This window comes from Wylensekiella montiformis, assembly GCF_009697385.1.
GTDB classification, from domain to species: domain Bacteria; phylum Bacillota; class Negativicutes; order Selenomonadales; family Selenomonadaceae; genus Selenomonas_A; species Selenomonas_A montiformis.
This window is the reverse complement of record NZ_VUNL01000003.1, coordinates 54,527-73,579: the sequence shown is the minus strand read 5'-3', so window position 1 is coordinate 73,579 and position 19,053 is coordinate 54,527. Positions and strand designations below refer to the sequence as shown.

24 protein-coding genes are annotated in these 19,053 nt (G+C 47.1%); all 24 read right to left on the bottom strand.

The window, feature by feature from the left end:
* Positions 1–2 precede the first annotated feature (2 nt).
* Positions 3–812: a hypothetical protein gene (locus FYJ78_RS03340; RefSeq protein WP_154620006.1), complete on the bottom strand. Its 810-nt coding sequence runs from the start codon at positions 810–812 to the stop codon at positions 3–5.
* A gap of 15 nt (positions 813–827) precedes the next feature.
* Positions 828–1,223 (bottom strand): hypothetical protein, encoded by a 396-nt coding sequence (locus FYJ78_RS03335; RefSeq protein ID WP_154620005.1) that lies wholly within the window; start codon positions 1,221–1,223, stop codon positions 828–830.
* 2 nt (positions 1,224–1,225) lie between these two features.
* Positions 1,226–1,555, bottom strand: coding sequence for a hypothetical protein (locus tag FYJ78_RS03330; protein WP_154620004.1), 330 nt, complete (start codon positions 1,553–1,555; stop codon positions 1,226–1,228).
* Between the two features lie 13 nt (positions 1,556–1,568).
* On the bottom strand, positions 1,569–4,559 hold the full coding sequence (locus tag FYJ78_RS03325) for a hypothetical protein (protein ID WP_154620003.1): 2,991 nt from the start codon (positions 4,557–4,559) through the stop codon (positions 1,569–1,571).
* 191 nt (positions 4,560–4,750) lie between these two features.
* Positions 4,751–5,062 carry a hypothetical protein gene (locus FYJ78_RS03320; protein WP_154620002.1) on the bottom strand — a complete coding sequence of 104 codons (312 nt, stop codon included), beginning with the start codon at positions 5,060–5,062 and terminating at the stop codon, positions 4,751–4,753.
* Positions 5,063–5,129: 67 nt separating this feature from the next.
* Positions 5,130–5,717, bottom strand: coding sequence for a major tail protein (locus FYJ78_RS03315; protein ID WP_154620001.1), 588 nt, complete (start codon positions 5,715–5,717; stop codon positions 5,130–5,132).
* Positions 5,718–5,721: 4 nt separating this feature from the next.
* The gene (locus FYJ78_RS03310) at positions 5,722–6,087 is read right to left on the bottom strand and encodes a hypothetical protein (protein WP_154620000.1); all 366 of its coding nucleotides are present in this window, start codon (positions 6,085–6,087) and stop codon (positions 5,722–5,724) included.
* A gap of 4 nt (positions 6,088–6,091) precedes the next feature.
* A complete protein-coding gene (locus tag FYJ78_RS03305; RefSeq protein ID WP_154619999.1) occupies positions 6,092–6,541 on the bottom strand; it encodes an HK97 gp10 family phage protein in 450 nt (149 codons plus the stop codon).
* Entirely contained in the window at positions 6,525–6,893 is a 369-nt protein-coding gene (locus FYJ78_RS03300; RefSeq protein ID WP_154619998.1) for a head-tail adaptor protein, read from the bottom strand. Before FYJ78_RS03300 ends, FYJ78_RS03305 begins: the two co-directional genes overlap by 17 nt.
* Positions 6,890–7,192, bottom strand: a complete 303-nt coding sequence (locus FYJ78_RS03295) for a head-tail connector protein (RefSeq protein ID WP_154619997.1) — start codon at positions 7,190–7,192, stop codon at positions 6,890–6,892. The genes FYJ78_RS03300 and FYJ78_RS03295 overlap by 4 nt, the downstream gene beginning before the upstream one ends.
* 15 nt (positions 7,193–7,207) lie before the next feature.
* Positions 7,208–8,338 (bottom strand): phage major capsid protein, encoded by a 1,131-nt coding sequence (locus FYJ78_RS03290; protein ID WP_154619996.1) that lies wholly within the window; start codon positions 8,336–8,338, stop codon positions 7,208–7,210.
* A 17-nt stretch (positions 8,339–8,355) separates the two neighbouring features.
* Positions 8,356–9,144: a head maturation protease, ClpP-related gene (locus FYJ78_RS03285; RefSeq protein WP_154619995.1), complete on the bottom strand. Its 789-nt coding sequence runs from the start codon at positions 9,142–9,144 to the stop codon at positions 8,356–8,358.
* 54 nt (positions 9,145–9,198) lie between these two features.
* The gene (locus FYJ78_RS03280) at positions 9,199–10,437 is read right to left on the bottom strand and encodes a phage portal protein (protein ID WP_154619994.1); all 1,239 of its coding nucleotides are present in this window, start codon (positions 10,435–10,437) and stop codon (positions 9,199–9,201) included.
* Complete coding sequence (locus FYJ78_RS03275) at positions 10,434–12,179, bottom strand: terminase large subunit (RefSeq protein WP_154619993.1); 1,746 nt, start codon at positions 12,177–12,179, stop codon at positions 10,434–10,436. Before FYJ78_RS03275 ends, FYJ78_RS03280 begins: the two co-directional genes overlap by 4 nt.
* Positions 12,176–12,640 carry a phage terminase small subunit P27 family gene (locus FYJ78_RS03270; protein WP_154619992.1) on the bottom strand — a complete coding sequence of 155 codons (465 nt, stop codon included), beginning with the start codon at positions 12,638–12,640 and terminating at the stop codon, positions 12,176–12,178. The genes FYJ78_RS03275 and FYJ78_RS03270 overlap by 4 nt, the downstream gene beginning before the upstream one ends.
* Positions 12,641–12,813: 173 nt before the next feature.
* On the bottom strand, positions 12,814–13,209 hold the full coding sequence (locus tag FYJ78_RS03265) for a hypothetical protein (RefSeq protein WP_154619991.1): 396 nt from the start codon (positions 13,207–13,209) through the stop codon (positions 12,814–12,816).
* 255 nt (positions 13,210–13,464) lie between these two features.
* The gene (locus FYJ78_RS03260; RefSeq protein ID WP_235899823.1) at positions 13,465–13,842 is read right to left on the bottom strand and encodes a RusA family crossover junction endodeoxyribonuclease; all 378 of its coding nucleotides are present in this window, start codon (positions 13,840–13,842) and stop codon (positions 13,465–13,467) included.
* 247 nt (positions 13,843–14,089) lie between these two features.
* Entirely contained in the window at positions 14,090–16,390 is a 2,301-nt protein-coding gene (locus FYJ78_RS03255; protein WP_154619989.1) for an AAA family ATPase, read from the bottom strand.
* Between the two features lie 10 nt (positions 16,391–16,400).
* Positions 16,401–16,685, bottom strand: a complete 285-nt coding sequence (locus tag FYJ78_RS03250) for a hypothetical protein (RefSeq protein ID WP_154619988.1) — start codon at positions 16,683–16,685, stop codon at positions 16,401–16,403.
* Positions 16,686–16,900: 215 nt separating this feature from the next.
* Positions 16,901–17,320, bottom strand: coding sequence for a hypothetical protein (locus tag FYJ78_RS03245; RefSeq protein ID WP_154619987.1), 420 nt, complete (start codon positions 17,318–17,320; stop codon positions 16,901–16,903).
* Between the two features lie 3 nt (positions 17,321–17,323).
* Positions 17,324–17,584 carry a hypothetical protein gene (locus tag FYJ78_RS03240; protein ID WP_154619986.1) on the bottom strand — a complete coding sequence of 87 codons (261 nt, stop codon included), beginning with the start codon at positions 17,582–17,584 and terminating at the stop codon, positions 17,324–17,326.
* On the bottom strand, positions 17,568–18,251 hold the full coding sequence (locus FYJ78_RS03235; RefSeq protein ID WP_154619985.1) for a pentapeptide repeat-containing protein: 684 nt from the start codon (positions 18,249–18,251) through the stop codon (positions 17,568–17,570). The genes FYJ78_RS03240 and FYJ78_RS03235 overlap by 17 nt, the downstream gene beginning before the upstream one ends.
* A gap of 24 nt (positions 18,252–18,275) precedes the next feature.
* Complete coding sequence (locus FYJ78_RS03230; protein ID WP_154619984.1) at positions 18,276–18,608, bottom strand: hypothetical protein; 333 nt, start codon at positions 18,606–18,608, stop codon at positions 18,276–18,278.
* 14 nt (positions 18,609–18,622) lie between these two features.
* Positions 18,623–18,970, bottom strand: coding sequence for a hypothetical protein (locus FYJ78_RS03225; protein ID WP_154619983.1), 348 nt, complete (start codon positions 18,968–18,970; stop codon positions 18,623–18,625).
* Between the last annotated feature and the right edge of the window lie 83 nt (positions 18,971–19,053).

Sequence of the window (19,053 nt, the reverse complement as noted above, 5' to 3'; positions counted from 1 at the left end):
CATCACCCTTTCGAAGTCATAGTAAATTTGTCTCCACATTTTGAGATATATGATTTTGCTACATCTGTAAAAGTCGCTGTCTCATTCACTCCATCTACTGAAATATCCACCCCGGCCACATCTCCACCGCCCGTAGCATTCGTAAGATATGCCGCTTTATAGACGATTACCTTCCCATCTCCGGCCGCGCTATCCGGTACATCTATCATCATGGATTTACCGACAGAATCAGCTTGATAGCTGCCATCTGAATTTTTCGTCCAGTCCGTCACAGGACTTGCAATATCGACGACAGAAACCGACGCCGAAAGCGGAATTTTATTTTCAGATATAATCATATCTTTAAGATGAAATTTTTGGTTTGAATTACTCCAAGGATCATATATATCAAATTCATGTATCGTATCTCCCGACATACTGGACAAATCAATTGATATACTTTCTGTACCATTATCAACAAAAGAAAATTTTTCTCCCCCTGATTCCAAAACGATATTTATACCATATCGTCTATAAACCGATTTGGTTACATCAAAACTCCCTTGTAATTTATCGTCAATATATACGCCATATATTGACGAATTGTTTTTAATAGAAATAGTATGATTTGTACTTTTAAAAATAAAAAGCACTTTATCAATATCACCCAATTGCGCAAGAAATGAAAGATGTACATTTTTTAATTTTGGTATGTTGATTGGCGTAGCTTTGTCATAACTAAATACTACATATTGATCATTACTACTTTTTTTAAGTACTGCATAATATCCAAATGCGTCAGCATCCAGTGGAAATAATCTTGTCCAAGCCATTTTTATCACCTCATATTATGCCGCCTGTATCTTCGTCACGACTTTGATATTGGTCGATGTATCATTGACCGGCGTTTCTGTACTTGACGAAATTGCTTTAACGTAAAATAATTTATTTTTATTTTCGATCACATCAGAAATAGTAAGTGTCGATGCAAATGTACCGTCAGCCGTTGCAGAAAGCGACCATTTGCTTGTATCTGTGCCGACCAGCGAAAGCGTTGTATCGCCGATGGTTTTATACCCATCCTCACAGCGTAATGCACAAGTGATAACCGCACTTTCGGCTTTACTTGCATCCAGCGTGACCGAAATCGGCGAAGATTCTGCATCATCAGTAGATACCTGTGTACCGTCCACCCCTCCGGCCGTAGGATTTGATTTATATACATTGATATATGCGTTTGCCATTTTTACACCCTCCAAAGCTCTATTTGCGCTGTAATACAATCTCTGAATCGCTTGACATATGACCAACTTTTTACATCAATTCTCGCTTTAAATTTATGTCCATGATCATCAATATCGACAATATTTCTATTGGTGAAATATTGCATAATAATACCCCAATTGGCAGAATCAAATTGCAGTGTCCAAGCCGTTTTTAATCCATCATCATAATATCCAAAGTCCTGCACAACCACACCATTTAAGGTTTGTATTTGAGACTGCCGGCTATCCGGCGTTATCGTCTCATTTTCCGGATCATTCATGCTTACCGCTTCGCCGATATGGACACTCATATCTTCACCACCTTTAATAATTTCTGCCGCCGTCCGTGAATTTTACTTTTCGCGCTTTTGCAAGATATTCAATTTTACGGGCTGTTTGTTTCGCCCACCGATTCATTAATTCTTCGCCTGTATCATTCGTGACCACAGCCCCATCCATATTCATATTGACTACAATTTGAGAATTATCGAGGTATGATTGCTGCCCGCCAGACAGACTTTCCGTCTGATTCGTACCGCCACCACCAATTGAATCAGACAGTGGCGTTATCGACGTGACAAGACTTGTCAAATTTCGCGCCTGATCTTCGCTCCAAAGCGGATAGCTTTGCCAATCTTCATCCGTCCTCCGTATGATTGATACCTGATCTTTCACCCCAGGAATGGCATCCGCCGGCAGCTCAAATTTAGGCTCCTGACTGCCGCGATATACTTCAATCATGGCCTTTTTGACACCCTCATACGTCGCGTCACTAAGCACCGGCACAAGCGATTCATTCGCTTCTTTTAGGGCGGATTGGAAACCGGCTATTTCTGACGGCGACGTAAAATCTGTCGCACTGATTCCATATTGCTTTTGAAGCTCTTTTCGGATCGCATTTACTCCGCCCTGCTGGCCAAGTCCGGATCGAAGCGCATTACGGTATACGTCCAACAGCTTTTTCTGCGATGTGAACATCTCGCGCACCGTATTTGCTTGAATCTGCTTTTTCTTTTCTTCGCTCCATTGAGTAGCTTTGACTTCATCCAGCCCTTTTTGAATCCATGCCTGCTTTTCGCGCTCGATGCGATCCATTTGATTTTGATACTCAGACTGCCAGATACTATCGATCTGATCGGCCACCTGATTATCCCAATCTTCATTGATCTTTGCTTTTCGCTGCTCCGCCCACGCAGTCGCAGCATCTGCACTAGCTCCGGCGCGCATATATGATTTGGCTTGCAAATCCACCTGATCAAGCTGATTCTGCAAATCACTTTTAAAAGCTTCTGCCATTGGCGCGGTCACATTGCGGAATCGATCTTCTTCAATGCGATTCGATTGAGCATTGACAAATTGAGCGATCAATTCATCTGACACACCGCTTGCTTTTGCTTTTTCTACCTCTATCCACATGGCATGCTGTGCATTCTCTATGTCATTATGAGTCAGTGCATATATTTTTTCCGAAAGCTGGCCGGCGGCACTTTTTCGCCATTCCATGGCTTTTGCCGCTTTCATCTGAGCATCAGCATTTTCTTTTGCGGCCTGTGTATTCTTTTGATTTTCAGAAGTATTTTGATTCAGTCTCGAAGAAAATTCTCCCCATCTGACATTTGCTTCACTTACGGATTGTACCGCACGCTGCACCGCCGTCCGAGTATGGCCAAGCGTGATATTATACTGCGATAAATCATAATTTCTATTCTTGACCAGCCGATTACTGGCGTCGTCCCACATGGTCCCTGCTCCGCCAGCCGACTTTTTCCCCAGCTGATAGCGATCTTCAAGCCCTTTCCAGCTTGTATCATATCCGGCAAGACTCATAAGATTGCGGGAGTACTCCGCTTGTAATTTAGTCGTCGAATTATAGCCGCCGTAAGCACCTATACCGGCACCGATAGCAATGCCTATAGGCCCGAAAGGCGATCCGGCCAAACCGCCAGCCAATCCGCCGCCAGCAATACCTGCCGCTCCTGCGAATATATTCCGCGTATTATATCCCGGATCAATAGAGCGCAGAGCATCCTGCTGGTGTTTTTGAGCGTCAGACGTGCCAATCGCAGCAGATATCTTTCCGATGGTTTCAGCAGCTACACCAGCCGCTTTTCCGACCGTCAAAAGTGCCTGCGCCCACCCCTCTATTGCCGTCTTGATATCGTCCTTATTACTGCGGATATTTTGAATCATGCTCTGCATGCCAGACGTCACCTGCGGCATCAGCTCTTTAGCGATTGGCATCATCGCGGCCCCGAATGCCATACTGAGCTGCTTTCCTTCACCGCGCATGATCTTCCATTCCTGATTCAGCTCATGCGCCTGCTTCGGATCAAGCATGCCTGTAGCCTGTATTCTGGACGCCGCTTCCATATTGGCCCGATAATCCTCAAGCAAAGGGATAAGCGCCGCACCACGCGCCCCGAGTATTTGCGTGACAAATTCCTGCTGCTTTCCGGCTTTTGACGCATTTTCATACCCAATCGCCAGCTGACTCAGCTGCTGATTGAGCGGCAAAAGCTTTCCGCTTGTATCTTTTAAAGAAAAGCCAAATTCCGTCATGGATAAGGCCATTTTTGCACTGCTTTCGCCACCGGTCATGATTTGCTTATCCAGCCGCGCAAAAAAAGGTATGATGGCATTGATATCCGTACCAGACAGCATAAATACCTTGCTCAGTTGAGCTGCTTCGCTTGTCGTCAGGTGAAGCCGTGTTGAAAGCTTATACAGATTTTCGCCGGCATCCATCGCTCCCTGAGTGATATTAAAAAGGCCGGCGCCAGTCATGCCTATGGCCATGATCCCTGCCATTTTTGCAGACAGCATACCATAGGCCCCTGACACATCAGATACGCCCTTCTTTGCCACTGATGCGCCTGTGCTGATCTTACTGAAAAGCCCGGACGATGCGGCGGATGCCGCTGCACTTGCGGCTTGCATTTTTCTCAGTTCGGCGTTAAGCCGTGCGACATATTTTTCTTGCTGTAAATAGCGCGTATCTGCCGCGCGATAAAGGCTACTGTTGGCACCAGTACGAGTGTATGCGCTATCACGCGCCTGTCCCAGCAGCCGAAGTTTCGCCGTCTGCAATTCAATCTGACGTGTCAGCGATTGCATCTCAATCGCTTGCTTTTTAAGCGCATCGTCCCCGGCTTTCAGCTCGGAAATATCCGCTTTCAGCTTGACCTGCTTATTCTCGCTATTGATACGGCTGATAGCCTGGCTGATCGTCGCATTCGCTTCATCCATGCCACGAAAAAGGTCATCGAGGTTCAAGCCTATCGTCAGACTAAAATCCGCTTTTTCACCTTTTGCCAATCTTTTTCACCTCACTCAAAAAGGCAGTACATTTTCGATATACGCTCTCTTTGGCTGATTCTTTTTTGCAAGTACAAGAATCTCATCAATTGCCATTTCCAAATCTGTATCATCGACTTCTTGTATGGTCCATCCATACGCTTCATGATATCTACAGTACCACGACAAAATCTGCTCATACGGAGAAAGATTTACTCCTGATCTTTCTCCGCTCCCGCGTTTGGGACTTCTTCAAGCTTCGGAAAAATGAGTCCATGAATCCATTTCACGATATCACGATACGCGGGGATAATATCAGCGACATCCATATCGTCAAGAATGCTTTTATCGATCTCATACACCGTCGCGATGATTTCAAGACGGGAGTCAAGAATCTGCTCCATATCCATCTTTTCGACCGCATCGCGCTCATCCTGCTTCGTGATGATCCGCCACATTTTCATCGTCGGATTCCGCTTCGGCGTCAGCGTCTTTTCACCGACTACAATCTCAGGCTTTTTCATTTCACGCCCTCCTTATAGGCAAAAAGGCAAGTGCTATATACTTGCCTTTTTTTATATCGCCACACCATCACACCGTCGTCAGTGTGTACCAATTCGTCCCCGTCGTCTCGACGTAGTTTTCTGCTTCTTCATCGGCTTGCTCCAGCGATGCGCCGTCAGCCGTGCGATAGATCGCTGTTGCCGTCATGGTCGGCGTGTTAAAGGAGACATTCTCCTCTTTCGTCTTGCTCGTCTCGTCCGGCTCCGTGAACTGAACTTTCGTAAAGCGGACAAAACGCTTTTTACCATTCTGCTTCGTGCTCTCAAACATCACGGCGAAATACGGCGCGACGTCCTCTTTACTGACCGTCAGTTTACCTGCATCAATCTTATGGCCAAGAAGCAACGCCTTGTACTCAAGCGGCATTGTCGCCGTCTCAATCGTCAATTCATATTCGCTCATGACATTTGACGTCGCGACACTCATATTATCCGCGTAAAGCGTCGCCGAATTATTTTTCGGCTTGACCTGCACCTGACGCACCCACGGAATCGCGACAGACGCATCATATTTCGGTGTGCCACCCGACGCATCTTCTGTCAGCTTCGCTACGTGAAAATTCGTCACGCCGACAAATGGCGAATTCGTAATACCGCTTTTCACTGTATCTGCCATCTTATCATTCCTCTACTTTCTTTGATATTGTGTAGTCACATATCATAATGCGCAAATCGTCATCATTGACCTCATTACACATTTTTCGCATATAGCCAAGATTCACCATTGCCGCATTCACCGCATGAAAGAGCTTCGTAAAAGCGCCATTCTTTGTGACGATATGAATGCGTATCGTCACAAAATGCGAGACTTCGCGATTGTCTGCCGTGATATGCGGTACATCCGCAGCAATCCCATAAATCAAGACGGGATAGCTGCCAGCGTCTTTGCTCCACCCGTGATAGATGGATTTCCGCCCCTCTGCCAGCAGCGACGTCACATCTGCCGATGCTTTTAGACTTTGATACACCTCAGACAATACGCTCATTCTCTCACTTCCTCTGCTTCGACTGACAAGCTTGCTGGATTGCTGCCACAATCCTATCATGCACCACAGCCCTATTTGCATCCATCGCCGGGTACAAAAAAGGCTTATTTACGCGCGGGCTAAATTCGACCACCTGACCATAGTAAAATCCCTCATCATCTTGTGCATTTGCGGAAATCTTAAATATCGTGCCATTCTTCTTCGACTCTGCCTTGATGGAATCTCTCAGCGCGCCGGCTGAAAGTCCTCGATTCTCAAGGTATTTGCTGGTGCTTTCCGGGCATCTGCTTTTTGCATCTGCCACGATCATATCAGCTCCATCAGCAAGGGCCGCTTTTGCCGCTTTCAGGACATTTTCGCCAAGCTCGCGTATCTTCTTAGCGGCATCACTGCCGCCGCTCACGTAGCCGCGTGAAAATCCTTTATCGCGGTAATGATTATGTCGGCCCGACATCCTCGATCAGCTCCTTGCACTCTAGCACCGTCCATATATGGCGGCTTTCTGCATCATACGGCGGGGCCGTCATGATCAATTTCTTTCCCTTCCACATGATATAGTCATCCGGTTTGACGCCGGTATAGTATCGGATGACAATCCGATAATTTACCTGATTGACCGTCTCCGAATAGCCATCGCGGATAAGTGAGCCGGATGGCAGTACCTTCGCCCAGCATTCGCGTACTGATTCAGGATCGCCCTGTACGGGATTCCCTTCATCATCCACCGCTTCGGCACGACGCATGATGGATATACGCTCTGAGAGGTCATCAATAGACGTATTCATGATAGAACCGATGTTTCTCATGTCGTACCACCTGCCGCGTAATTTTGCAGCTGTGTCATCATGGACTGCTTCATGTAGTTGAGATTTGCGCGGGAATCATTGCGGGCATCGCGGTTTGTGTAGTATTCCGCAATGAGATCGTACATGAGCTGATCCGCAATTTCCCGGAAATCATCGTATTTCTCATAGCTTGTATCGAAATCAGACACAGCACCGATGAGATACGCTTTCGCGGCATTGATGCAATCCGTCAAGAGCGCATCATCATCCGTGCCGTCGATTTTCAAATAAAGCTTTGCCTTTTCCAGTGTGATAGCCATCGCTATCACCTACCGTCAGGCCGATGCCGTGCTGACACCCAGCGATACGATAGCATCCGCATCGTCAGCGACTACGCCGAATCGCTCGATTGCGCGGATCATCGTCGTATTCTTCGCAAAGCCAGCTTCATTCGAGACAGCGACCTCGACGCCCTGACGCTGGAAGAATGCCGCATAGTCAGCAAGACTGCCGATGTAGAAAGGCACGACGCTCGTCTTAGATGTCAGCAGCGTATTCGATACGACGATAATCTCGCGGCCACGGAATACATACTTCGACGGATCTGCAAGCGACGCTGTGAGAAGCGGGCGGCCCTGCGAATCCGTGAGCTCGTCGAGAAATTCCAGACCGTCCTGATTCGTGTAGATTTTCGCACTGGCAGAGATAGCCGGATCAAGCGTGACATTCAGGGCTTTCGTAATGTCCTTCCAAGTTTTACCGGACGTCTGAGACAGCTTGCCCAGCAGGTCAATGATGACGCCGTTTTCCGTATTGACGGATTTGCGGGCGAATCGCTGACCGATGACGCTCATGATGTCGATGTCGGCATCCTGCAAGAGCTCATTCGATACCGGGATGATGTCGCCATATGTCAGGATGTCATATTTGAGCTGGCCAAAAGTAAGATCATCTTTATTGATGTCGTTGATTTCGTCAAATGCAATGAGCTTGCCCGTCTCAGCACCGATCGTCGGCATCTTGCCAGAATTGGAATTTGCCGTCTGGACATTGCAGTACGATTTCAGTGCGACAAGGCCGCGACGATATTCTCTAAGAATTGCAAGCTGCTCCTCCGGCACAAGATAGCCGCCTTTCCCCGGCGTTGCTTCGACCTGTCCCGGCGTACCGGCCGCATTGAAAATGGCACGCTCTTCATCCGTCAAGACACGGCCCAGCAGTGCCTTATTGAATGCACGGTTCAGCAGCTTCTTTTCATCGCACTTATTCGTCGCGGGCTTTGCGCCGGTCTGGAAATCGCTGAGATCAGCCGCTTCAAGTGCCATGGCCGTCTGATAATCGCGCACGGCGGCAGTCAGGTCATTCGCGGCCTTTGCCGCATCGTCGTACTGCTCCTGCCCCTGCAAGCTCTCGACTTTTGCTTTGAGCTCATCGACGATCTTTTTGAGTTCTACCGATTTTTTCATTCTTTCAATCCTTCCTTTCAGATGGACGCATTGGCAAGGGCAAGCGCGATAGCGGCTTTTTCCTTGCTATGATCGTTCTCTTTTTTCGATCCTTTTTCTTTGATGGAATCATGGACAGTACCCGGATCGCGCTCCATCGTCTTAATCTGAGCTTTAAGACAATCCGGCATATTGCGAAACTGTTTGTCGTTCCAAGCCCTCCCACTGGCGCATGCTGCTGTCTGATCTGACTTTAGAAGTGTAATATTAAAATAATTCGCGGCTTCTACACCGGTCAGCCAGGTTTCCGCGTCAACCATCTCAGAAATTTGCTGTGGTGTAGTACCTTCCTTTGCAGCTTTGATGTAAGCTTTCTCAAGACCTTGCTGAATCGTGTCAAGCATATCGATCGCTTTGCGCAAATCGTCTGCATTGCCGTAAGCCGCTGTCATCGGCTTATGAATCATCAGGTAAGCATTCTCTGGTATTTCTCGCTCATCGGCGGAAAAGAAAATCTGTGTCGCGATGCTACAGCACCACCCTTCGACCACAGCTTTTGTGTGTCCCTTGTGACGTGCGATTCTATTTGCTATCGCCACGCCTGCCGGGATGCTTCCGCCATTCGAATTGATGTACACCGCCAAATCGGCATTATCATCGATCTCGTCAAGCTGCTTCCTGATGTCTTCTGGCCATACATAGCCGCTGATATTTCCTTCATTATCAGCGGCAATCCTTTTCAGCCACACGCCATCTGCATCATCGATGATGTTGCCGGAAATATAGATTTCTGCTTTACCTTCGGCCTTATTAATCACTCTAATCATATTGTACGCCCCTTTCTATTAGGTCTTCCCAACTCATTTTGAAAAATTTTCAAATTAGCTATTGACATTCTTATTCTGGTATGCTTTGCCGATGTCTTCGAGCTTGACGTAGCTGCCATTCACCATATGCACATCGCCATTCGCGCATGGCGGCCTGTCCATAAGTGACAGCGCATCATTCGGCGAGTAGATACCCGCCTGTACGAGCTTCTGGATGACTTCGGCCTGCTGGCTAGGATCGCCACGCAAGATGACGCTGACATTAAATTTAAAGCCCATACTCTGCGTCTGCTCTTTCGACGTCAAAAGCTTGCGGTTTAATTCCTGCTCGTACACGGTCACATTGTACAAAAGCGTATTGACATAAAAGCTGAGATTCTGCGCCGACGAATTCGCGTAGCTCGATTTACTGTAGTCATTCAAGTAATTTGGCTGGACACCGAAAGCGGCGGCAATTTTGAGTGCATTGTATTTGGACAGCTCATAAAATTGCGAATCCGTCAGCTTGAGATCAAGCGTCTGGATGTCTGCGCCGACCGGCAAGGCGATCATCCGACCATTCTCTTGCGACTGCTCGCGAATGCTCTGCAAAAATACTTTCTGCCGCTCTTTACTCATGTCGCCAACATACTTCACGACGGCATTTGCGGTCATGCCCTTCTGATAGAGGTCATTGAGAAAATTCTGCGCTGCCTTATTGCCCGCCATATACGTTGCAAGGATTTCACGCACGGATTTTCCGGCAAGGCCGCTCTGATCCGTTACCCACGACTTGACATGCAGGATGTCGTCAGGCCGCATCCAATAGGTTCTGCCGCTTCGCGTATCGGTGTAGTAGTAGTAATAGCGACGCTGCGTAAAATTATCCGTGTCATTGATCCAGATTTGCATCATGCGCGGGTCTAAAGGTATCAGCCCTGTCAGATGTGCCTTTCTGTCGCGCCGAATGTACGCATAAGCATTGCCATAATGATTGCGGCAGTATTCCATCTGCGTAAAGAATTGCACCGGCGTACACACTTCATTCGGCTCTACCGACAAGATTCTCGTCGTCTCATGGCTGAGAATACGATTCTTGTCAGCATCCATCAGATACACTGGCATCTTGCCAATACTCTCAGACAGGATTTTCAAGCATGTAAAATACGTGATTTCGGCCAGATCAGGGCCGCCGACACGGTTGACCGACGAAAACCAGTCATTCAGGTCTGCAAGCGATACCGTCGATCCGTCTGCACTATTTACTGCAAGGCGACGCGCCGCCGCGTTCTGAATCCTTTTGATAAAGTTCAATCTTTTTCATCTCCCTTTGTGTTAACGATAGCCAGATAATCATCCAGCATGTCATCTGTTGACGCTTTCACATTCTGATTACGCACAAACCATACTTTCCACGCATCGATGATAGCATCCACCGGATCGATGCGGTTTTTCTGTGTCTGCTTATCGACTTTAATCTCACCAAAAGAATTAGGCTCCGATATAATGGCATTCAGCACGCTCCACGTCAAAAGCCCGTTGCTCTTGTCATATCGCACTTGCCCAGCTTCGACGGAAAGCTGGAAATCGCGTGTTACGTCGTTGAGATTGCGGGCGGATTGCTTCACGTCAGTAAGGTCACAGTCGAGTATTCCTTCCAGGTCAGAGAGGAAAGCGCCCGCATTGTGATTATCATAGCCGCACCCGACGACATTGATGTGCAGCCGCTCGATGAGCGCGGCCACGTCAGCCGTGATGTAGTGGTAATCCGTCTTAATGCCGTACATACCAGATGTCAATGTGATGAGCTGCTGTTTCTTCCAGACGCCATAGGGGGCCTCGTCTGTACGGATATGTTCGGCAAGCCGCAATTCTGGCATATACGAATGACTCCAGATGTAGAGCCGCCCGTCATCGAGCGGAAATAGTAATGCAATACTCGTCAAGTCGCCGCCGCTCGACAAGTCGATACCAAGATAGCAGTCACGGCCTGCCATATCGTCGATTGTGAGGTCACACGCGCCATCATGCCATTTCTCAGCATCAATCAAGGCAGATCCATTATACGTCACCCAATAATTGAGCGATTTCGTCAAGAAATTTACAAGGTCCTCACCCTGCTTTTCGCGTGCATCGATAGCTTTTTCCGCAATGCGGGCAAGCATCTCGTCATTCAGCGTGTCATCTTCATTCCAGACGTAGAGCGGATTCGCTTTTGCCCAGTTGTGCTGATCCCAGATGTCATCGTCTTCATCCATCTCAGCGATAAAAATAAAAAGGGAATCCTTCTCGATAGCACCTGAAAGCACCTTTTTGCAGAACTTGTACTGCTCATAGCACGGCCCATTCAAGTTAAATCCAGCCGTCGTGATAGCCAGCGTCAAGGCATTGTCTACTTTGATCTGGCCATCGAGCATAAGTTTATACATCTGATTCGTTTTGTGGGCATGATATTCATCGATGACAGCAAGGATTGATCTAAAGCCGTCCGCGCTTTTTGTATCACGCCCGATAGCCTTGATTTCCGTGCCGGTCACAAGGCTCTTGATGGTACGGTCATATTCGCGCACCTTGTAAAGCTCTTTCAGATTCTTGTCTGACTGGATAAATTTATTGACTTCATCCCACACGATATTCGCCTGATCCTGCTTCGTAGCGGTACAAAATACGCGTCCCATCTCATAGCCTGAAAATGTGGCAAAATCATTGCAAAGCTCACCGGCTAGAAAGCTTTTGCCATTCTGACGCCCGATCTGTATATAGCATTCACGAAATCGGCGGATTTTTGAGCGTTTCTTTCGCCATCCGAAAAGACTGCCCAGAATGAAATTCTGAAAGCCGCGCGTCTTGAGCGGTTTACGCCCTTCACCTTCGCCGATGGTCAATTCATTGGCCAGACTGATATGCTTTTCAGCCTGCTCGACGTCGAATATGTACGAGAAATCCTTACGCTGCATATCATCAAGATGGCGTTTACACGCTAGGTATTCGGAATGCCCGCATAGCTTTTCACCATCGACAATCTTTTTCGCGTATTCCGTCGTTCGGTCTCTCATACGTATTTCAGGAATTTATTGACTTCCTTGCTCTCTTTCTCTGGCACGATGAGTTTCAGCCGGTCAGTTGTCGCAAGCCCCAGTTTCGTGCTGCACTTCATGATCTGATTCGATGCGGACTCCGCAATCTTGACGTATGGCGACATGGACGGACCGAATTTTCCTTCGTAAGTTTGGCCATTCTCGCGCAGATATTCCGCCGCATCAAGATAGCGGTCATAATTATCAGCATAAATAGCCAGCACTGCCATATCAAGATTATCGAGCATGTCGATTGCCGCCGCTTCACGCACGACACGGTTATATTCTGCCGCCGCCCGCTCAGACAGCCACGACGGCGCACCCGCCATGAGCGCATCACGGTCAATCTTGATTTTTTCTTCCTGTATCTTGCGATTCATCTTTTTCTGCTTGCTGATATTTCCAATCTGCATATCAATCACTTTTCTAGCTCGTCCCATATCATCACTCCTTTTATAATTGGTTAATATTATCAATTAAGCTTTATTTTTATTTAGCGTTTCTGCACGAAAAAGTAGAGACGCGTTAAATCGGGCGCCTTCAAAAAACAATTTTGGGGCTCCCCTACCCTCTCTGACGGGCTTCTAATCATTCACGCATATCATTTATCGTGTCATCCTTTCAATGTACCTTCACGGACGCGTAGGAGCTTTTCAATCATATTTTCTTTTTCCTTCCCGCCCGCTTTATAAGCAAGATGCACGCGACGGTGCATAGAATCCGATAAGAATATTAAATTGTCGAGCGATGCTTTAAGCTCCGGCCGCTCATCAGCCGGATAGATGTGATGCGCGATCCTGCCGGGAACCGCCCGATGCTCGTAGTACGCTAGATACTCATCACGATACAGCGCACGAGCACGGCACGCTTCCGCCAGCTTGTGCCAGCGTGCTGACCAATAGAAATCGGTCTGCTGCTTTTTACGCGTCTGATTGTAATCATTTCGGCATAGACATCGCGTCCCTTGTGGGATTACCCTGCCACAATTCTGACATATCTTTGTCAGCATATATCATCATCGCCTTAGCGCTATCGTCATCGCTATGCCGTCGTCGTACAGCATAGCTTTTGTAGCCACCGCAGAGAAAAGAAAGGTCAAGTGAGGAGAGATTTGGGGATATATATCCAGTATCATCTTTAGAGAAATGCAGTAGGCGGTGGACTGCTGCTATTATCATTGTACCGTGCTTTCTTCTAGGTCTTCCCAACTCATCATAAAAAAAATCGCGAAAAGCTATTGACAACTTTTCGCGATGCGTATCTATTATGCCAGGGTTCGCACGACGATATATACGCCCTCATGATCACGGCTGTAGAATTTTTCTACCTGCTCGCTGACGACCTGGCAATCATCTTTCCAGAATCCCGTCCGCGTCATGCAGTCTTTGAGCAACTTGATCATATTGTCGGTATCCGGCTTTGTGGTCTTCCAAGCCCATTCTGTCAGCAAGCTTTCATCCCGATACAAAAATTTGACTTCCAGTCGAATGGGACCTTGCCACGGCTCACGCGGTGCGTACTTTGAAAGATGTGCCATGTAGCTCTGCCGTGCGTCCTTGACTTCTGGCGGCTCGTAGAATCGCGGCTTACCATGTACCACGCTTACCTTGTGTTCTTGATGTGTAGCTGTCGGCACTCGCATTGCTATGAAAAATGAATTTCTCATTGTCGGCTCCTCTCTTTCTGTAGCTGTCCACTCAAAAATCCTTCTCACACTCTTTTTTTGTTGGCTTTTGCTTAAAAAAGTTCTTGAATCTGGATAGGTATGGGGGGCGCATTATAAGCCCCCATACCGTATATCCAGTTTCAAAACCTTCTTTTTTAAGCCTGAAACCATATTATTAAAACTATATGTATATATAAGACAAAAAAGTTTCAGTTTCTCTTGATCACTCGTCAGTGTCTTCTCTCGGCGTCACAATCCCATTGTCGATATCGAAATCACCAAACTTTTTCAACTTCTTGCGCATACCTGGCTTTGTCATTTCTTTGCCAAAAATTTCTTCGGCACGCTCTACAAAGTCATCAAGCCGTACACGCACCACGCCATCATCGTCCGGCTCTTTGTCGGTGGCTATCAGCGTATAGGCATTTGTGATGGCAAGCCGCTCTTGCTCTGCCTTTGCCGCCTTGCGACTGCCGTCAGACTTATCGCGCTGATGGAAGGTCTTGCCATTGATCTCCACGTCGGGCCGAATGTCTTTTAAATATTCCTCTGTGTCGATTTTGTGGATGGGCCAGCTGAAAAAGATGTCTCGGGGCTCTGGCTTTTTGAATTCTCTCAGCGTGCAATCTACACGCCATGCCGTGACGTGCCGCGCGTCATCTTCGGCGCGGCTTGCGATGCGGTGAGCTTCTGCCGCCTGCTCTTTTGTGAGATGGTCATCACACCATCCCAGCAGCTGGAATTTTGATTCGCGGTCATCAAGGCCGATATCGTCGCGCCATGCCGGATGCACGCCATCAAGATAGTGCAGCACGCTCTCACATGCCAGCTTATTGGCCATATAATCGTACTGCTTATCCTTCATCGGCAGCTCGATAAGGTCTAAGAGAGCGTCAGGATCGCGGGCAAATACCCCCGATCCGCTTGCCCTGTCCATCGACTTTTTCCCGCCTTGTGCGCCCTTGCTGTGATGGTGACAGTAAATCACACTGCATCCGACCTCAGTCGCCACCTTGTCGAATTGATTGCAGAACAGGGCCATTTGCTCTGCACTATTTTCATCGCCCGTGATGACTTTGTAAATCGGGTCTAAAATAATGGCCAGCGGATTTGTCTTGCGGGCGCGTCGGATGAGCGACGGCGCGAGCTTATCCATTGCGACCGACTTGCCGCGCAGATTCCACACTTCGAGATTGTCGCTCCACGCATCCGTCGAGTCGCTGGGATAGCCGATAGCATCGTACACATCAAAGATTCGATTCGTGCAGCTGTCTTCATCCAGCTCGAAATTGACGTAAAGCACCCGGCCCTGCTTGCACTTCATCCCCAGCCATTCGCGGCCCTCAGCGATGGCGATAGCAAGCTCGATCTGCAAAAAAGATTTACCGGCTTTCGACGGCCCAGAGATAAGCATTTTATGACCGTAGCGCAAAAGTCCGTCAATGACGCACGGTTTAAGCGGCGGGCGGCCCGCCCTGTATCGCTCTTTGATGTTGATGAAATCCGGCAGGTCATCATTCTGCTCTGAGTACCATTCCATCCAGTCATTCCAGGTATCTTGTCCGATATTTTTGTCGATCAGGAATTGCTTTTTGCCCGCCCGCGTCACGCCCGGCATTCTTGAGAGTCGCGACGGATTCCGATTCTGTTTGTCGAGCGTCAGGCCATTTTCCTCGCATACCTGATAGAGCTTATCGACGCGCTTTCTGTACTCATTGTATGAGCTTGCATCAATCTTGACGATGGCATGTACGCTCTTGCCGCCTGAGTAAACAAGCGCGGCAATCGGCAGCTCCAATTTACGCACGATTTCATTCTGCTTGTCGATGCTCATATTGTCTGCTTCGATGAGCGCATATCGGTAATCCGTCACATTGTCATTGCGGACGCCCTTTCCGTCGAGCGGATTGAAGCGAATCCACGCGCCACAGCATGGATCGTAATCGCCTAGAGTCTTGCCAAGATCGTCGCCGTACTTCTTGAGCTCTTCGATGATTTGGCCCGCCGTGCGCGTGTAGCACCCTTTATTCGCTGGTACGTACCTTTCATCGCGCTTGATGGACTCGACGCAATAGCCTATGTAGTCATCAGGCTGAAAGAGTGCTTCAAGGTATTCGATGAGCTGCTGGGCCGGATGCCATTCTTTCGGCTCATGGATTTCGCGGCCTTCCAGCCAATTCCGATCGATGATACCGCGACGCGGGCGCGTGCCGTCGTCGAAGTCGAATTCTGAATCCCATGTGAAGCTGCCCTCTGCTCGCTGGTAGCTCCATCCGTGCCGGCGTGCCATTTCGATGAGCGTGCCGCCCGTGACTGGCTTATCTGTGCGCTCTTGATATGATTCCCACTTTCGCGCGCATTCGCCGCTATGGTATCGGCTCGCGTCCTGTCTGCTCCATTCATCCCACACAGATGCAGAAAAACCTTCATACTTTAATGCCATGCCAATTTGATACCAATCTTGATAATTTAAATCACGCGGATCAATGTGCTGCAAAGCATCTAAAAGGATTTCTTTTTCCATTTTTACCTCTTTATTCTCGACTCAATCCAATTCTTGATTGCCATAATAAATAATGGCAATATCCAGATTTATTTGTTGTGGTTCTATGTATTTTTTTATTCCAGCGGATCGAAATAGATAAGCCCGGATAAATCATATATAAAAGCTCATCCGGGCTTCTAGGTTCACACACTTTCCAATCCCATTTCTGCAAATAGGCCATAAAATCATAAATATCTTTTAGCCGTATTGTACCGGGATATCCCAATTTTTCTTGTCGCTCCGCTTTTTTAATTATTCGCGTAAGCTCAGTCATAAATTTACCTTTGATTTTCCATCCTTAAAGCCGCAAAGATATCCGGCAATAAAAGAAACCACAATACAAATCAGCGATACAATTCCACTAATTACGATTTCACCGTGCATATGCTCACCTCCATTAAATATTGAAAAAGGAAAGAATAATAATATATACTCCTGTTATTCCTACACCTATTGAAAATCCATTCAAAAAGCCTAAAAGATAGTCACTCATGATCTTATTTCTCCCGCGCGCTCTCTCATTTTCTTGTCACCCCATCGCTGGACATCTTCCAGCATTTTCCTCGTGTCGAGTCCTTTGATCTCGCTGTCTAGCAGATCGATCAGCTCACTATTTGTCGTTTTTTCCAGCGTCATATCGTCACAAAATTCGTTGAAGTCAAAAGCAAGATCGCGAAGCCGTTTTGCCCCATACCCGCGCTTGATTCGGGCATATGCAAGGACCAAAAGATACATCATGCCGCAGGTTTCCGCCTGCACTTTCGGCAACTCTTTTCTCTTCCAATCCTCATACGCTTCTTTGCCAAATCGCTCTGCATTTTGATCCAGCTTTTCTATTGCATCCGCGACATCGCCGGACTTCGCTAGCCGTCGCTCCATCGCTCTACGCTGCTGTCTTGACATACTCATGATTTACCCCCATTCTCCAAAATCTTTTTCCTGATCTTTCAACCCATCAGTGCAATCTTTTTTGCTTGTATCACTATTGGAATTAAGTAACCCCACTACGATTTTTGTCGCAACTTTAGCTTTTAAAGCTTCCGCATCTTTACCGTTTTCTTTCGCAAAGTCATCAAGGACCGTACCAATACAAAATCCAATTTCATACGAGTTCAGGCCATGCGCTTCAACTTTTATATGATTTTTATCTGTAGTATCAATATAAAGCTTCATAATCAAATTCCTCATATTCTTTTTCATGGCAATCTTCCACAATGTACGCTTTCCGGCAAGCTTCAAAATACTGGATCGCCGCTCGATACGCTTTATAGTGCGCCGGATTTGGTTCTTTCCCGTCCGGCCCGTATATGCCCTCAATTCGCTTTTTAAAGCTATCAAGATGATTGCCGGCATCATCGTCCCAGCATCCGCATATGATGCAGTCGTTGATGGCGTCATAGTAGGTATTCCGTCTCATACTTCCTATACCACCAGCCACGTAAATACCTGATGGCAGGTCTGCTCCATAAAAATTTGCATGAAAAAAATTTGCTCCTTGAATCTTTGCACTGCTAAGAGTAGCATTACGAAGATTTGCGTAACGAAAGTTTGCTCCGCGAAGGTTAGTGCATTCAAGATACGCATCGCTAAGATTTGCATAATAAAAATCTGCTCTACGAAGGTCTGCTCTGTAAAGGTCAGTGTATTCAAGGTTTGCATCGCTAAGATTTGCGTAACGAAGGTTTGCCCAGCGAAGGTCTGCGCAACGAAGGTTTGCCCCGCGAAGGTTTGCTCTGTGAAGGTCTGCCCCGTAAAGGTTTGCGCACATCCCTTTTTTACCATCAGTTTCTAGCCACTCTTTATGATCGTGAAGAATTTTATTTAATTTTTCCTGTTCCATGATTTGTCCCTTCCCGCTTGTACTTTATCTCCTACTTTCATCGACAACCACCGCCCTACCTGTGAGTAAATCCTCTAAAATAAAACAACTAAAATCCATATACGGAGTGTCATATGCGCCACGCACCCTAAATCCGCACGTAGAGAACTCGCACTCAAATCTATCGTGATCGCGTTCTACAGTAAATCGTTCGCCCAGCTTTTTGCCGAACAACGCAGCGACAACCTCCATTTTATTCGGCTTATCTTCATAATGACGCTGGATAATTCCAAACGCACCTTCCAGAACTTGTTTCTTCCGAAATTCTACAAGTTCACCGTTTTTACCAAATAATTCATCACATTTATTTTCTGCCATCTGAATCACGCTCCCTATGCAACGCCAACGTTGACAGCTATCACATCTTCCCATGGAATCAATTTCGCTTTTTCTGCCAGTTCTTCGTCTGGCCATTTTTCAGCATCATGGCCATAGTAGCTATAGCAATCTTCAAAATCATCGTTTTCTTTGCTAACCCAAATTTCTCTAGCTTCTGAGTAAGCAATTGTCTCTATGCATGGTTTGCTGTGAAAATTACCTGCCCAACTACCATAATCGTCACTTATATTTTCTGAATCAATCCATACTACTACACGCATTTTGGGGTTATTTAAAATTAAATTTGATAATTCGATTGCGTATTCGCGGTTTAATTCGCTTTCTAATTTCATTGCTTTCACGTTCCAATCACTCCCAATTAGTCATTGTCAGCTCTCCACTTTCCATATTTTGCTAATTCAATCACTAAACTCAACGCGCATTT

Bases quoted from the DNA above. Each gene is read 5' to 3' on its own strand.
- FYJ78_RS03285 (WP_154619995.1), bottom strand. From the start codon at position 9,144: ATGATTAGAGTGATTAATAAGGCCGAAGGTAAAGCAGAAATCTATATT.
- FYJ78_RS03260 (WP_235899823.1), bottom strand. From the start codon at position 13,842: ATGCGAGTGCCGACAGCTACACATCAAGAACACAAGGTAAGCGTGGTA.
- FYJ78_RS03300 (WP_154619998.1), bottom strand. From the start codon at position 6,893: ATGAGAAACATCGGTTCTATCATGAATACGTCTATTGATGACCTCTCA.
- FYJ78_RS03255 (WP_154619989.1), bottom strand. From the start codon at position 16,390: ATGGAAAAAGAAATCCTTTTAGATGCTTTGCAGCACATTGATCCGCGT.
- FYJ78_RS03235 (WP_154619985.1), bottom strand. From the start codon at position 18,251: ATGGAACAGGAAAAATTAAATAAAATTCTTCACGATCATAAAGAGTGG.
- FYJ78_RS03305 (WP_154619999.1), bottom strand. From the start codon at position 6,541: ATGTCGGGCCGACATAATCATTACCGCGATAAAGGATTTTCACGCGGC.
- FYJ78_RS03275 (WP_154619993.1), bottom strand. From the start codon at position 12,179: ATGAGAGACCGAACGACGGAATACGCGAAAAAGATTGTCGATGGTGAA.
- FYJ78_RS03295 (WP_154619997.1), bottom strand. From the start codon at position 7,192: ATGGCTATCACACTGGAAAAGGCAAAGCTTTATTTGAAAATCGACGGC.
- FYJ78_RS03270 (WP_154619992.1), bottom strand. From the start codon at position 12,640: ATGGGACGAGCTAGAAAAGTGATTGATATGCAGATTGGAAATATCAGC.
- FYJ78_RS03230 (WP_154619984.1), bottom strand. From the start codon at position 18,608: ATGGCAGAAAATAAATGTGATGAATTATTTGGTAAAAACGGTGAACTT.
- FYJ78_RS03250 (WP_154619988.1), bottom strand. From the start codon at position 16,685: ATGACTGAGCTTACGCGAATAATTAAAAAAGCGGAGCGACAAGAAAAA.
- FYJ78_RS03335 (WP_154620005.1), bottom strand. From the start codon at position 1,223: ATGGCAAACGCATATATCAATGTATATAAATCAAATCCTACGGCCGGA.
- FYJ78_RS03340 (WP_154620006.1), bottom strand. From the start codon at position 812: ATGGCTTGGACAAGATTATTTCCACTGGATGCTGACGCATTTGGATAT.
- FYJ78_RS03240 (WP_154619986.1), bottom strand. From the start codon at position 17,584: ATGAAGCTTTATATTGATACTACAGATAAAAATCATATAAAAGTTGAA.
- FYJ78_RS03265 (WP_154619991.1), bottom strand. From the start codon at position 13,209: ATGCTGACAAAGATATGTCAGAATTGTGGCAGGGTAATCCCACAAGGG.
- FYJ78_RS03315 (WP_154620001.1), bottom strand. From the start codon at position 5,717: ATGGCAGATACAGTGAAAAGCGGTATTACGAATTCGCCATTTGTCGGC.
- FYJ78_RS03320 (WP_154620002.1), bottom strand. From the start codon at position 5,062: ATGAAAAAGCCTGAGATTGTAGTCGGTGAAAAGACGCTGACGCCGAAG.
- FYJ78_RS03290 (WP_154619996.1), bottom strand. From the start codon at position 8,338: ATGAAAAAATCGGTAGAACTCAAAAAGATCGTCGATGAGCTCAAAGCA.
- FYJ78_RS03330 (WP_154620004.1), bottom strand. From the start codon at position 1,555: ATGAGTGTCCATATCGGCGAAGCGGTAAGCATGAATGATCCGGAAAAT.
- FYJ78_RS03310 (WP_154620000.1), bottom strand. From the start codon at position 6,087: ATGAGCGTATTGTCTGAGGTGTATCAAAGTCTAAAAGCATCGGCAGAT.
- FYJ78_RS03245 (WP_154619987.1), bottom strand. From the start codon at position 17,320: ATGAGTATGTCAAGACAGCAGCGTAGAGCGATGGAGCGACGGCTAGCG.